At 65.6% G+C, this 13,383-nt stretch carries 12 protein-coding genes; 2 read left to right on the top strand and 10 right to left on the bottom strand.

The window, feature by feature from the left end:
- Nucleotides 1–29 precede the first annotated feature (29 nt).
- From clpB to JOF46_RS08210, 4 genes are all read right to left on the bottom strand, one after another.
- Nucleotides 30–2,621, bottom strand: coding sequence for an ATP-dependent chaperone ClpB (gene clpB / locus JOF46_RS08225; RefSeq protein WP_209906876.1), 2,592 nt, complete (start codon nucleotides 2,619–2,621; stop codon nucleotides 30–32).
- Between the two features lie 178 nt (nucleotides 2,622–2,799).
- The gene (locus JOF46_RS08220; protein ID WP_209906875.1) at nucleotides 2,800–3,372 is read right to left on the bottom strand and encodes a YceI family protein; all 573 of its coding nucleotides are present in this window, start codon (nucleotides 3,370–3,372) and stop codon (nucleotides 2,800–2,802) included.
- Nucleotides 3,373–3,692: 320 nt separating this feature from the next.
- The gene (locus JOF46_RS08215; RefSeq protein WP_342592397.1) at nucleotides 3,693–4,229 is read right to left on the bottom strand and encodes a VOC family protein; all 537 of its coding nucleotides are present in this window, start codon (nucleotides 4,227–4,229) and stop codon (nucleotides 3,693–3,695) included.
- Nucleotides 4,230–4,334: 105 nt separating this feature from the next.
- Nucleotides 4,335–4,742: a YccF domain-containing protein gene (locus JOF46_RS08210; protein ID WP_209911727.1), complete on the bottom strand. Its 408-nt coding sequence runs from the start codon at nucleotides 4,740–4,742 to the stop codon at nucleotides 4,335–4,337.
- A 347-nt stretch (nucleotides 4,743–5,089) separates the two neighbouring features.
- On the opposite strand from JOF46_RS08210, the gene JOF46_RS08205 reads away from it, so the two are divergent.
- Both JOF46_RS08205 and trmB read left to right on the top strand, forming a co-directional pair.
- Entirely contained in the window at nucleotides 5,090–6,478 is a 1,389-nt protein-coding gene (locus JOF46_RS08205) for a polysaccharide deacetylase family protein (protein WP_209906874.1), read from the top strand.
- Between the two features lie 20 nt (nucleotides 6,479–6,498).
- A complete protein-coding gene (gene trmB, locus JOF46_RS08200) occupies nucleotides 6,499–7,356 on the top strand; it encodes a tRNA (guanosine(46)-N7)-methyltransferase TrmB (RefSeq protein ID WP_209906873.1) in 858 nt (285 codons plus the stop codon).
- A gap of 56 nt (nucleotides 7,357–7,412) precedes the next feature.
- On the opposite strand, the gene JOF46_RS08195 is transcribed toward trmB, so the two are convergent.
- The 6 genes from JOF46_RS08195 to JOF46_RS08170 form a co-directional block, all read right to left on the bottom strand.
- Nucleotides 7,413–8,321: an alpha/beta hydrolase gene (locus JOF46_RS08195; RefSeq protein WP_209906872.1), complete on the bottom strand. Its 909-nt coding sequence runs from the start codon at nucleotides 8,319–8,321 to the stop codon at nucleotides 7,413–7,415.
- A gap of 30 nt (nucleotides 8,322–8,351) precedes the next feature.
- Nucleotides 8,352–8,783: a heat shock protein transcriptional repressor HspR gene (locus JOF46_RS08190; protein WP_071212722.1), complete on the bottom strand. Its 432-nt coding sequence runs from the start codon at nucleotides 8,781–8,783 to the stop codon at nucleotides 8,352–8,354.
- A 99-nt stretch (nucleotides 8,784–8,882) separates the two neighbouring features.
- Entirely contained in the window at nucleotides 8,883–9,851 is a 969-nt protein-coding gene (locus JOF46_RS08185) for a DnaJ C-terminal domain-containing protein (RefSeq protein WP_209906871.1), read from the bottom strand.
- A gap of 188 nt (nucleotides 9,852–10,039) precedes the next feature.
- A complete protein-coding gene (locus JOF46_RS08180; protein WP_209906870.1) occupies nucleotides 10,040–10,597 on the bottom strand; it encodes a nucleotide exchange factor GrpE in 558 nt (185 codons plus the stop codon).
- A gap of 14 nt (nucleotides 10,598–10,611) precedes the next feature.
- Complete coding sequence (gene dnaK / locus JOF46_RS08175) at nucleotides 10,612–12,456, bottom strand: molecular chaperone DnaK (protein WP_209906869.1); 1,845 nt, start codon at nucleotides 12,454–12,456, stop codon at nucleotides 10,612–10,614.
- Between the two features lie 346 nt (nucleotides 12,457–12,802).
- The gene (locus JOF46_RS08170; protein ID WP_209906868.1) at nucleotides 12,803–13,276 is read right to left on the bottom strand and encodes a hypothetical protein; all 474 of its coding nucleotides are present in this window, start codon (nucleotides 13,274–13,276) and stop codon (nucleotides 12,803–12,805) included.
- Nucleotides 13,277–13,383 lie beyond the last annotated feature (107 nt).

The following is a 13,383-nucleotide window of genomic DNA, read 5'->3' as shown; positions in this document are numbered from 1 at the left end:
TTCGGGCGCCAGCCGTTCCCCGTGGACGGTTAGTTGCGGCGGGAGGTGAGGGACAGGCCGTTGCCGTCCTCGCCGACACCCACCACGACGGTGTCGCCGTCCAGGATGGTCCCGAGCAGCAGTTGGCGGGCCAGCCTGTCCCCGATCTCGCGCTGCACCAGGCGGCGCAGCGGCCGGGCGCCGAAGGCCGGGTCGAAGCCGGTGAAGGCCAGCCAGTCGCGTGCATCGTCGTCGACCTCGAGCACCAGGCGGCGTCCCGCCAGGCGCTTGGCCAGCGCGTCGACCTGAAGGGCGACGATCGAGCCGAGCTCGTCCAGCGAGAGCGCGTCGAACATGATCACATCGTCCAGCCGGTTCAGGAACTCGGGCTTGAACGAGGCGTTGACCAGGTTCATCACGGCCTCCCGCTTGATGCCATCCTCCAGCGTCTGGTCAACCATGAACTGCGATCCGAGGTTCGAGGTCATGATCAGGATGACGTTGCGGAAGTCGACGGTGCGTCCCTGCCCGTCGGTCAGGCGCCCGTCGTCGAGCACCTGCAGCAGGATGTCGAAGACCTCGGGGTGGGCCTTTTCGACCTCGTCGAGCAGCACCACCGAGTAGGGGCGACGGCGCACCGCCTCGGTGAGCTGCCCGCCCTCCTCGTAGCCGACGTAGCCCGGAGGGGCACCGACCAGTCGGGCAACAGTGTGCTTCTCCGAGTACTCGGACATGTCGATGCGCACCATGGCGCGCTCGTCATCGAAGAGGAAGTCGGCCAACGCCTTGGCCAGCTCGGTCTTGCCCACGCCGGTGGGGCCCAGGAACAGGAACGAGCCGGTGGGGCGGTCGGGATCCGAGATCCCCGCCCGGGCACGGCGCACCGCATCGGAAACCGAGGCGACAGCCTTCCGCTGGCCGATCAGCCGGTGGCCCAGGAAGTCCTCCATCTCAAGCAGCTTCTGGCTCTCGCCCTGCAGCATTCGCCCGGCGGGGATGCCGGTCCAGGCGGAGATGACCTCGGCGATGTCGTCTGCGGTGACCTCCTCTGCGACCATCGATTCCTGGGGTTCGGCGGTGGCTTCAGCCGCCGCGGCGTCCTTCATCTCCTTTTCCAGCGCGGGGATCTCCCCGTAGAGCAGGCGCGAGGCGCTTTCCAAATCACCCTCTCGCTGCAGCTTCTCGGCACTCGAGCGCGCCTCGTCCAGCCTGACCTTCAGGTCTCCGACCCGGTTTAGTCCGGCCTTCTCGGCCTCCCAACGGGCGTTCAGCGCATCGAGCTCCTCTTTCCTGTCGGCCATGTCCGCGCGCAGCGCCCCGAGGCGTTCGCGGGAGGCGGGATCGGTCTCCCCTGCCAGGGCGAGCTCCTCCATGGTCAGCCGGTCCACCGAACGGCGCAGCGCATCGATCTCCTCCGGTGCGGAGTCGATCTCCATGCGCAGCCGGCTGGCTGCCTCGTCGACCAGGTCGATGGCCTTGTCCGGGAGCTGGCGGCCGGCGATGTAGCGGTTGGACAGCGTGGCTGCGGCCACGAGTGCGGAGTCGGCGATGGTCACCTTGTGGTGGGCCTCGTAGCGCTGCTTGAGCCCGCGCAGGATCGCGATGGTGTCATCCACGCTCGGCTCGCCCACGTAGACCTGGGCGAAGCGGCGTTCGAGGGCCGGGTCCTTCTCGATGTTCTGGCGGTACTCGTCCAGCGTCGTGGCACCGATCAGGCGCAGCTCGCCGCGGGCCAGCATCGGCTTGAGCATGTTGCCCGCATCCATTGCCCCCTCGGAGGCGCCCGCGCCCACGACGGTGTGGATCTCGTCGATGAAGGTGACGATCTGCCCATCGGAGGACTTGATTTCCTCCAGGACGGCCTTGAGCCGCTCCTCGAACTCGCCGCGGTACTTGGCCCCGGCGATCATCGATCCCAGGTCCAGGGCGATCAGGGTCTTGCCGCGCAGGGACTCGGGAACGTCCCCCGCGACCATGCGCTGGGCCAGGCCCTCGACCACGGCGGTCTTGCCCACGCCGGGTTCCCCGATCAGCACCGGGTTGTTCTTGGTGCGCCGGGAGAGCACCTGGACGACACGGCGGATCTCGGCGTCGCGCCCGATCACCGGGTCGAGCTTTCCCGAGCGGGCGATGGCCGTCATGTCCGTGCCGAATTTTTCCAGGGCCTGGAAGGTGTTTTCGGGGTCGGGGTTGTTGACCTTGCGGTCGCCCCTGATGCCGGGCAGCGCGCTGTCCAGGGCCTTGCGCGTGGCCCCGGTTTCGCGCAACGCCTTGCCTGCAGCCCCCGTGTCCTCGCTGAGTCCAAGCAACAGGTGTTCGGTGGAAACGAAGCTGTCACCCATGGACGCGGCGGCCTGCTGGGCGGCGGTGATGGCCTGCAGTATGCCGCGGGAATACTGGGCCTGCGCCACGTTGCTTCCCGAGGAGCTTGGCAGGGCCTTGATGGCGGCACTGGCCCGGACCGAGACCTGGTCCGGGTCGGCACCGGCGGCCTTCAGCAGGGCGACCGCGACCGATTCGCGCTGGTCGACCAGCGCCTTGAGCAGGTGGGCGGGTTCCACTTGGGGATTCCCCGCGGTGGAGGCGTTCATTCCCGACGCGGCGAGCGCCTCCTGGCTTTTGGTTGTTAGTTTGGTGTCCACGCTCGTCCTTTCGTAGTTGGGCATTCACTCAAACTTGAGTCTACTCCACTCAACTATGCTCCGGAGAGGAATACTCCCCGTGAAATGCAAAACACCGGCGACCCGGGCATGGGTCACCGGCGCTTCGGCATACGGGTGAGGCACGGTTGCGAGCCGATGCCGTGAGGTTCGGTATTGTCTAGGCCGCCCCGGCCCCGTCCTTGGCATCCTTAATGGCGGAGATCTCGAACTCAAGCAGTATCCGTTCGGATACCAGGACTCCCCCGGAATCAAGCGCCTTGTTCCAACTGACGCCGTACTCGCGGCGGTCGATACGCCGGCTGCCCTCGAAGCCGGCGCGTAGGTTGCCGAATGGATCGGTCTCGACGCCGGTGAATTCGAGGGGTACGGCAATCTCGCGCGTCGTTTCCTTGATCGTCAGTTCGCCGTTGACGATGAAGCTATTCTCGTCCACCTGGTCTATCCGCGTGGAGCGGAAAACGATGTTTGGGTACTTGGGTGCATCGAAGAAGTCGTTGGTCCGCAGGTGCTGGTCGCGGTCGGCATTGCGAGTGTCGACGCTGGCGACCTTCACGGTCATCTCCACGCTGCATTTGCCCATGTCTTCGGCATCGATGTGGACGGTTCCCTCCACATCGTTGAAGGCGCCCCGCACCTTCGTCACCATCGCGTGGCGCGCATTGAAGCCGATGCGAGTGTGCCCTGGATCGAATCGCCACGTCCCCGCGTAGGCTGGATCGAGCTGGGTCATTGGTCCCCCTTGTGGTTGCTGTACGGGTGGACGTGTCCGCCCGGCTGGTGCTTACACTACCAACGCAACGTCCACCCGTCTCCTGTTGCCCGCGACTTTTTGCCAAGGTCCGCGCCGCAGCAACCGATGGCGCCTCCGCCGGGGACGTACGGGCCATCCCCCGGCGCCGGACGGCCGGTAGGACCAGCGACACGACGAAAACCCGGGGCCGGGCAGGACTTCGAAATGCCATGGGCATTCGCACGGAGGTCGACAACTGGCGGATCCATGAACCCCCCGGCATAGCCCGGAACATGCGCATCAGGGATGCGCGGACCGACTTATCCCCGGGCGGCGGCCTCAAGCACGGCGATGTCCAACTTCCGCATGGGCAGGAACGCCTCCGTCACCCGACGCGTAACCTCCGGATCCGGGTCGCCGAGCAGCTCTACCATCCGCACCGGGACCACCTGCCAGGACAACCCGAAACGGTCCTTGAGCCATCCGCACTGGCTTTCTTCTCCGCCGGCGGTCAGCTTTTCCCAGTAGTAGTCGACCTCGGCCTGGTCCTCGCACATGATTTGGAAGGAAATCGACTCGTTGAACTTGAAAAGCGGGCCTCCGTTGAGAGCCACGAAGGATCGGCCGTTGAGGTTGAATTCCACCGTCAAAGGCTCGCTGGACGGATTGCCCTGCGAGTCCATGTCGAGGTGGGAGACGATTGCGGAATTCGGAAAGATCCCGGTGTAGAACCGGGCAGCATCCAGCCCCTGGCCGTCAAACCACAGGCAGTTGATCAGGTCTTTCATGTGATGGTCCCATCCGGTTGGTGTGCGGAGTTGTTTCCCACCCCCAAAGGCTAGAAAGGTGTTCGGCATGATTCAAGGGGCAGCGACAAAAACGGGTGCGGAAGTTTGCCAGGCCTCATTCACGGGCTTCGTCCGGCCCGCGGGTGTTGCCCCGGATCCACACAGTCGGCGGACCTACCGGTACGTGGGGATGTACTGGGTGCTGGGAACGATTTCCTTGCCCAGGGGCATGAGGGAAATCGGGATCATCTTGAGGTTGGCGATGCCCAGCGGGATGCCAACGATGCTCACGAACATCGGGATCGCGGTCAGCACATGGCCGATGGCGATCCAGATGCCGGCCACCAATACCCAGATGACATTTCCAATAGTTGAAAAAGCTCCTACCCGACCTCGGTCCACCACCGTGCGTCCAAAGGGCCACAGCGCATAAAGGGCAATCCGGAAGGAAGCAATGCCGAAGGGGATGGTGACAATAAGCAGGCAGCAAACGATGCCGGCCAGCATGTATCCCGCCGCCAGCCAGATACCGCCGAAAACAAGCCAGATGACGTTCAGGACCACGGAGAGAGTGTTTCGCATACATCCACTTTCGCCCATCATCCCCTGCCGCGCCATGGGGTAACACCCTGAGCCTTCCCCCAATTGCTTGGTAACGCTTTCTAACGATTCGCGCCAATGGCCCCCGAGGATTCGATAAGCGTGGGGCAAACAGGGAAGATTATTGGATGCCGTATGCGTTTGCTCGAAAATCTTCCCTACTTGTTTCTGGACTCCTCATGATCGGACTTCTGGCAGGTTGCGCACCGGCACCAGGATCCCCCAAGTCCCCGCAGGATTCGCACCAGGAGATCACTCACGCGTCATCCAATTCGGAGGGGCATAACTCCGACTCCCTACCCCTGTTCCTGGTCCCTGACCTGGATGCGGTGACCGCGACCGATGAGCACCGCCGTATCTTTACCAAGCATTTCGAGGTTCCTTCCGTCCCCGCGGTGGCCCGGTCCCAGGCCGAACTTGTCACGGAGCAGGTCGACGCGTTCAAGTCCACGAATGTTCCGGATGTGGCTACGGGGGAACTGCCCGTGGCGGAACTGAACATGCGCAGCCATCTCACGGCCGTTTCCACCCGGGTCCTTGGCATCCGGGTCAACACCTATGAGTCCACCGGCGCTGGTGCCGGGACCCGGTACTTGACTCAGTGGTTCGACCAGGACGCACCCGCGGCACTGGGAACCAGGGATTTGTTTGACAGCGACGAGGACTGGGCGCAGTTCAAGGAATTCGTCGCCCAGGCCGCAACCGCCGACCCCAGGGTCTTTGTCGGGAGCCTGATGGACCTCGATGATGCCTGGCTGGACTCCGTGAATTTCGATGCGTACGGAAACGCCCTGGTGGAATTCGATGACAACAGCGTCGGCCCCGACTCGGCCGGCCCAATCGTCGTGAAGGTCGATGCCGGGCACGTTGCCTCGCTGCTCTCAGGATTCGGAACCCTGGCCCGCACCGCCGCAACGTCTCCGAGCCCCCGGGTCCAGCTGGGCCTGCTGCAGGACCGTGCCAGCCAGGCACCCGACGGCGGTGTCGCGGCGACAACTCCGGAATCCGCTCCCGATGCCGGCACCGAACCCGATGGGGCCGGCCGCAACCGGCCGGCGCAACGTGCCGTCGACTGCACTGCTACAAAGTGCGTGGCATTGACCTTCGACGACGGACCGGGCCCGAAGACCGGGAAACTGCTCGACACCCTGCGCGAGGGCAACGCGCCCTCCACGTTCTTCGTCACCGGCCCCAACGCCAAGCTGCGGCCCGAGATCCTGGCCCGCATGGTGGCCGAGGGCCACGAAATCGGGAACCACACGTGGAACCACCGGTCGCTCACCTCGCTGTCCTCGGCCCAGATCCAACGTGAGATTGACCGCACCAATGCAGCGATCACCCAGGCCATCGACCAGCCTGCCGCCCTGATGCGCCCTCCCTACGGCGCACACAACTCCATCAGCGACCGGCTCGCGAGCACCCCGGTGATCCTGTGGGACGTCGACACCCTGGACTGGAAGCACCGCAACACCGAAAAGGTCGTCGACGCCGCGATTTCCCAGACCACACCGGGGTCGATCGTGTTGATGCACGACATTCATTCCAGCACCGTGGCGGCGGTCCCCAAGATCCTTTCCGGCCTGCGCGCCAAGGGCTACACCTTTGTCACGGTCACCGAGCTCATGGGCGATTCGGGGCTCAAGGCCGGGGAGAGCTACGCCCGCGCCCCGCAACCGGCAAAAGCATCCGGTGCCAAGGGCGCCAAAGCCACCCGGTGAAGTTCGCTACCCTTAAGCCCATGAGCATTCCCCCAGAGCGCAAGATGCCGGTCAGCGGCCGCGCCGTCGAAGACCTCGCCTTTTACCGAACCGAACCAGTCTCGTTTGTCCGCCGTGGCAACCGCCTGCAGGGCCGCCGTGCCGACGCCTGGGAACGCACCGCCCAAAAGTACATCATCGAGCCGCCGCGCGAGCAGGCCGACACCTCCGTGGCCGAGGGCTACCAGTTCGACCAAGAGGCCATCTACGGCCGCAAGGCCCCGCTGATCGTGGAGATCGGCTCGGGCCTGGGCGAAGCCATGGCCTATGCAGCCAGCGAGCACCGCGACAAGGACTTCCTGGCCGTCGAGGTCTACCGTCCCGGGCTGGCAGCGCTTATGGTGCGGGTGGAAAACAACGAGCTGACCAATGTGCGCGCGGTCCAGGCAAACGCACCGGAGGTCCTGGACTCGATGCTCCCGGCGGCCTCGGCCGACGAGGTCTGGATCTTCTTCTCCGACCCGTGGCACAAGATCCGCCACCACAAGCGCCGCCTGATCAAGGATTCGTTTGTGAAGAAGCTTGAGCGCGTACTGGTCCCCGGCGGCGTGGTCCGCCTCGCCACCGACTGGTCCAACTACGCCGAGCAGATGCGCGAGGTCTTTGACGCGGCCGACGCGTTCACCAGCCTGCACCCGGGCGAGCTTGCCGGCGAGGACAGCAACCTCACCAAGGTCCGCCGCTTGGGCCTGGAGAAGGACGAGAAGGATCCCGAATTCATCGACGAGCGCGGGGGCTGGGCTCCCCGCTTCGAGGGCCGCACGTTGACCAGCTTCGAGGGCAAGGCGCTCAAGGCCGGCCGGATGATCTTCGATCTGGCCTACCGCAAGGCGCTGTAGCCGGTCGGTGTTGCTGCGGGCGGTGTCGGGCTTCTCCCCGGCACCGCCCGCCGTGCTTAAGCCAGGGGTTGCTGCCCGGTGGTGATCAACGCCAGGTTGCGCAGGCACAGCGTGCCGGGGTCCCGGTAGCCCCGGGGCGAACGCGGATCCCCCGGAAGGTGCTGGGAGGTGTTGTGCCCGGTGGCGGCATGCAGTCCCAGCTCCGGGATGGCACCGACGCTAAACCGGTGCCCCGAAAGCAGCTTGCGGCCCGAGAGCGCGCGGCCGAACCACGCCAATCGGTCGCCGGGGGCGACGGCCTCGTAGATGTTTTGTGGCGGGACGTTCAGCCGCCCCGGGCTGCGGGACAGGTGCCGGGGAATCCCGGCGGAACCGATCGTGGCCAGCGCCTGGGCGTGGACCGCGTACCCGGATGCCGGATCGAGCACCTGGGCGGCAAGCGTGGCGGCGTAGGAGTGGGCTTCGAGTGCCAGGTGCGGGGCATCGGGCCTCAGGCGGGCAAAGGTGCCCAGGTCCTGTCCGAGCCGATGCAGGCCCCGCCGGGCGGCAGTGTCCAGCAGGGCGCTGGCCAGGTTCGGGGCGGGGTAGCCCAGCCATGCGACCACCGCGGGTTCGGCGATCCCGACCTTGCGTTGTTCCAGGTAGAGCTGTCCGGCTTCCCTGACGCTGCCCCACATCGCGTTGCGCGCCCTGATCCCGGTTCCGGAAAGCTGGAAGGTCACGTGCGTGGCGGTGTCCAGGTCGCCCACGGCGACCGCGGCCAGCGGCTCGCGGCCGGACAAATCCAGGTACAGCAGGTGGCGTGCGGGAATGGCCGGGTCCATGGCTCCGGGGCGCAGCGCATGGGCTGTCCCGTCGAGGGCCTGGCGGTGGCTGGTGCGCAGCCGTCCGCGGATCTTGCACAACGCCTCGAAGCGGCGCTGGGCCGCGCCGGAGAGCCGGGCGTAGCTCTCACGCACCGGCATGGCACCGCCTTCGCCCGGCATCGCCAGTGGCTACTTGCCTCGTGGTTTCCATACCACCACGGCCTGGCTGCGGCCGCGCGGGCGCTGCCCCCGGGCCAGGGAGACCACGTCCCCGGTGCTCCCGGCGGCAAAGACGCGTCCCAGGCCCGCGGCCTGGTGGGCGCTGCGCAGGGCGAAAACCTCGTTGCTCAGTTCGCCGATCCGCATGCGCAGGGCCGCGACCTGGTTTTCCAGGGCCATGATGCGCCTGATGCCTTCCAGCGAGACCCCGTCCTTGGACAGGCGCTGGATCTCGCGCAGCAGTTCCACGTCGTGCTCGGAGTACCGGCGTTGCTTGCCGCCCTGGCGGGAGGGGGAAACCAGGCCGAGGCGGTCGTATTGGCGCAGCGTCTGGGGGTGCATGTCGGCCAATTCGGCTGCAACTGAAATGACGAAGATCGGCCTTAGTCGGTCATTGCCCATGATCCCTGCCTTTCATCCGGTTTCATCCACCGTAGCCAATTCCCCGGTGGGGCCAATGGCCCCGCGTCGCCGGTCAAGCGGCGCGGGGCCTGGAGGTGCTTAGAGTTTTGCCCGGGAGACCAGTGCCTCGCGCGGGTTCTCGCCCTTGGTTGCCTCGGCGAAGGCCTCGACGGCTGCCTTGGCTTCCTTGGAGAGGTTCTGCGGGACCACCACGTCCAGGGTGACCAGCAGGTCTCCGGTGGCCTTGGAGGTCTTGACGCCGCGGCCCTTGAGGCGCAGCGTGCGCCCGGTTGCCGATCCCGCGGGGACCTTCATCTTGACACTTTCCCCGGTCAGTGTCGGCACCTCGATCTGTCCGCCCAGTGCGGCCTCGTCGAAGGTGACCGGGACGTGGATGCGGATGTTGTTGTCTTCGCGGATGAAGACCGGGTGCGGGTTGACGGTGACCTTGACGATCAGGTCGCCGGCGCCGGCGGAACCGGGTGAGCCCTTGCCGCGCACGCGCACCGACTGCCCGTCCTTGATCCCCGCGGGGATCCGCACGTCGATGACCTCGCCGTTGGCCTCGCGCAGGCCGATGGTGGTTCCCTTCATGGAACCGGCGAAGGAAATGGTGGTGCTTGCGGTGCGGTCCGCGCCCTTGCGCGGCGCCTGCTGGCCGAAGCCGCCGAAGCCGCCCCCGCCGCCAAAGAGGTCGGCGAATTCCGGCGGCACCTGGCCGCCGCGTCGGCTTCCTCCGCCTCCGCCGCCGCCGAAGAGGTTGGAGAAGACGTCCTCGAATCCGCCGTTGCCCGGTGCGCCGCCCTGGCCGCCGGCGCTGAAGCGCGCCCCGGAGCCCATGGCACGGATGGCGTCGTATTGCTGGCGGTCCTCTGGGTCCGAGAGCACCGAGTGCGCCTCGGTGATGTCCTTGAACTTGCGCTCGGACGCGGGGTCCCCGGCGTTGGTGTCCGGGTGGTGCTTGCGGGCAAGCTTCCGGTACGCCTTCTTGATGTCCGCGTCGCTGGCGTCCTTGGAGACGCCAAGAATGGCGTAGAAATCCTTTTCGACCCAGTCCTGACTTGCCATCAGGCGCCTCCTTTGGTGGTGAAATTCGTTGTGGGCGGCCCGCCGGAAATTCGCGGCGGACCAGAAATCTGTGGGTGGTGCTTCACCAAGTGTGCGGCGGATCGCCGGTTCCCGCGAAGGGGAAGCGAGGCGATCCGCCGCATACGGTGGTGCAATTGCTGCATTGCTGCAGTCGTTGCCGGTGGTGTTTACTCCCCGAGGGAAACAATCACCTGGGCTGCGCGCAGGATGCGTTCGCCCTTCTTGAACCCGGTGCGCAGCACCTGGGCCACGTGGTCCGCCGGGATCTCCGCGTGCGGCTGCTGGATCAGCGCCTCGTGGATGTTCGGGTCGAAGGCGACACCGGCCTCGGCGATGCGCTCCAGGCCGAGGCCCTCGAGCACTGCGTCGAGCTTGTTGGCGATCGAGGCGAAGGGTCCATCGACCAGGTCTCCGTGGGCGCGGGCCGCATCGATGTCGTCAAGCACCGGCAGCAGGTTGACGAACACCGACTGCACGGCGACGTCGCGTGCCACGTCGCGGTCGCGCTCGACGCGCTTGCGGTAGTTGACGTACTCGGCCTGCAGGCGCAACAGGTCGTCGCGCAATTCGGCTTCCTTGTCGCTTGCCTCCGGCGCCTCGGCGTCGGCCGCGGCCTCGTTGAGGATGGCTTCGGCCTGGCTCAACGCGTCGCCCGAGTCGTGGGCCTCGTCAACGGGGGTCACCTCGTCCTTGGAGATGCCCTCGTCGTGGTTTTCCTCTGACATGGTTGATGCGCCCCTTACTTCTTTTCGTCTTCGTCGATGACCTCGGCGTCGACGATGTCCTCTTCGGCGTTCGGGGCCTCGGCATCGTCGGCTGCTGCGCCCTCGGACTGTGCCTGCGAGTAGATGGCCTCGCCCAGCTTGGTCTGCGAAGCCTGCAGCTTCTCGTACGCGGCCTTGACCTCGTCGTCGTTGTCCTGCTTCTCAAGGGCGGCCTTCAGCGCGTCGACGTCGGCCTGGACCTCGGTCTTGACCTCTTCGGGCAGCTTGTCGGCATTGTCCTTGATGAGCTTGTCGACAGAGTATGCAGACTGCTCGGCGGCGTTGCGGACTTCGGCTGCCTCGCGGCGGGCCTTGTCCTCGGAGGCGTGCTCCTCGGCTTCGCGGACCATGCGGTCGATGTCGTCCTTGGACAGCGCGGTGCCGCCGGTGATGGTCATCGACTGCTCGACGCCGGTGCCCTTGTCCTTGGCCGAGACGTGCACGATGCCGTTGGCGTCGATGTCGAAGGTGACCTCGACCTGCGGGATGCCGCGCGGTGCCGGCGCGATGCCGGTCAGCTCGAAGGTGCCCAGGGCCTTGTTGTCGCGGGTGAACTCGCGCTCGCCCTGGAAGACCTGGATGGAAACCGACGGCTGGTTGTCCTCGGCGGTGGTGAAGGTCTCCGAACGCTTGGTCGGGATCGCGGTGTTGCGCTCGATCAGCTTGGTCATCACACCACCCTTGGTTTCGATGCCCAGGGACAGCGGGGTGACGTCGATGAGCAGCACGTCCTTGCGCTCGCCCTTCAGCACGCCGGCCTGCAGTGCGGCGCCAACGGCGACGACCTCGTCCGGGTTGACACCCTTGTTGGCGTCCTTGCCGGCCAGTTCCTTGACCAGTTCGACAACTGCGGGCATGCGGGTCGAGCCGCCGACGAGGATCACGTGGGCGATCTCGGAGACCTTCACGCCGGCTTCGGCGATGACGTCCTTGAACGGCTTGCGGGTGCGCTCGAGCAGGTCGTTGGTCAGTTCCTGGAACTTGGCGCGCGAGAGGTGCTCGTCCAGGTGGACCGGGCCGTCGGCGGTGACCGAGAGGTACTGCAGGGAGATGTTGGTGGAGGTGGCCGAGGAGAGTTCCTTCTTGGCCTGCTCCGCTGCTTCCTTCAGGCGCTGCAGGGCGATCTTGTCCTTGGACAGGTCTGCGCCCTTCTGCTTGGCCTGGGCCAGCAGCCAGTCAACGACGCGTTGGTCCCAGTCGTCGCCGCCGAGGCGGTTGTCGCCCGAGGTGGAACGCACCTGGATGGTGGAGAAGTCGTCTTCGTCCTTGCCGACTTCCAGCAGGGAGACGTCGAAGGTTCCGCCGCCGAGGTCGAAGACCAGGATGAGCTCGTCTTCCTTGCCCTTGTCCAGGCCGTAGGCCAGGGCGGCTGCGGTCGGCTCGTTGACAATGCGCAGGACGTTCAGGCCCGCGATCTCGCCGGCCTCCTTGGTGGCCTGGCGCTCGGCGTCGTTGAAGTATGCCGGCACGGTGATGACCGCGTCGGTGACCTTCTCGCCCAGGTACGACTCGGCGTCGGTCTTGAGCTTCATCAGGGTACGTGCGGAGATTTCCTGCGCGGTGTACTTCTTGTCGTCAATGGCGACCGACCAGTCGGTGCCCATGTGGCGCTTGACCGAGGCGATGGTGCGATCGATGTTGTTCACGGCCTGGCGCTTGGCGATGTCGCCAACCAGGACCTCGCCGCTCTTGGCGAAGGCAACGACCGACGGGGTGGTGCGGTTGCCTTCGGCGTTGGCGATGACGGTGGGCTCGCCACCTTCGAGGACGGATACAACGGAGTTGGTGGTTCCGAGGTCAATACCTACGGCACGTGACATGGGGATGCTCCTTCATTACCTTGGGAAAATGTTCCAACGCCAGCACGATTCAAATCGGTTGAGCGTTCTGGACTCAAGTTTACCCACCGCAAAATCGATGTCAATTCAAAGTTGAGCGCGCATGGCTCAACTTTGCCGTTGAGGCGTGGATTCAATCCCGAAACCAACAAAAGTTCCCCGGAATTCCGGGGAACTTGGAGTTTGCTGTGAACGCTGTTCGCCGGCAGAGATCATGCGGGAAAGGCCTTTTGCCGGTGCCGTGGAACCGGCCTTCATCCGGGGCTGGACGCCACGGGAGCGCTCGGCCCGCAACATACCGTGCGGCCACCGCGCGAGGCCGACCGGGTCAGCGAGCCAGGACCAGGTCCACACCGAGGTAGGCAAGCAGGCCGAATGCCGCACCCCACAGGATGATGGAAATGACCTGCCAGAAGATCACCTTTTCCTTGGCGGCGCCGAAGGACACCAGCGCTGCCGAGGTGATCTGGCTTGGCAGGATGGTCTGCCCCAACAGGCTGACGCCGGCGATGCCGTACTTGTCGAACGCCGAACGCAACTTGGCGTACTTCACCGACGGGGAGGCATTCTCCTTGGCAACCTTCCGGCGCACCAGGTGGGCCCCGTTGACCAGCAGGAGCATCGAGGCGACGTTTCCAATGACAGCGGCCCCCACTGCAATCACCGGGTTGATCCCGATGACCACTCCGAGCGCCGAGCCGAAGTAGGACTCGATGAAGGGGACGGCCGCGGCCAGCATCACGGCGAGCCACTGCAGTGCGGGCGGGAATTCGGCGGTGAACTGCTGCAGCGATTCAATCAAGGTGGGTCTCCAATGTCGTCAGGTCGCGGTCGTCTGCGCGGTTTGCCTGCGGATCGAATGATTCGAGTGCTTGCCGCGGTGTCATTTCCCCAGATTATTGGTTCTTT

The organism is Paeniglutamicibacter psychrophenolicus (assembly GCF_017876575.1).
Classification (GTDB): Bacteria; Actinomycetota; Actinomycetes; order Actinomycetales; family Micrococcaceae; genus Paeniglutamicibacter; species Paeniglutamicibacter psychrophenolicus.
Note: the sequence above shows the minus strand (reverse complement) of the source record. Positions and strands in the feature narration are given on the sequence as shown.

Excerpts from the sequence above, each read along its gene's own strand:
- JOF46_RS08185 (WP_209906871.1), bottom strand. The coding sequence starts at position 9,851 with ATGGCAAGTCAGGACTGGGTCGAAAAGGATTTCTACGCCATTCTTGGC.
- JOF46_RS08215 (WP_342592397.1), bottom strand. The coding sequence starts at position 4,229 with ATGCCGAACACCTTTCTAGCCTTTGGGGGTGGGAAACAACTCCGCACA.
- JOF46_RS08210 (WP_209911727.1), bottom strand. The coding sequence starts at position 4,742 with ATGCGAAACACTCTCTCCGTGGTCCTGAACGTCATCTGGCTTGTTTTC.
- dnaK (WP_209906869.1), bottom strand. The coding sequence starts at position 12,456 with ATGTCACGTGCCGTAGGTATTGACCTCGGAACCACCAACTCCGTTGTA.
- JOF46_RS08180 (WP_209906870.1), bottom strand. The coding sequence starts at position 10,597 with ATGTCAGAGGAAAACCACGACGAGGGCATCTCCAAGGACGAGGTGACC.
- JOF46_RS08195 (WP_209906872.1), bottom strand. The coding sequence starts at position 8,321 with ATGCCGGTGCGTGAGAGCTACGCCCGGCTCTCCGGCGCGGCCCAGCGC.
- trmB (WP_209906873.1), top strand. The coding sequence starts at position 6,499 with ATGAGCATTCCCCCAGAGCGCAAGATGCCGGTCAGCGGCCGCGCCGTC.
- JOF46_RS08220 (WP_209906875.1), bottom strand. The coding sequence starts at position 3,372 with ATGACCCAGCTCGATCCAGCCTACGCGGGGACGTGGCGATTCGATCCA.
- JOF46_RS08190 (WP_071212722.1), bottom strand. The coding sequence starts at position 8,783 with ATGGGCAATGACCGACTAAGGCCGATCTTCGTCATTTCAGTTGCAGCC.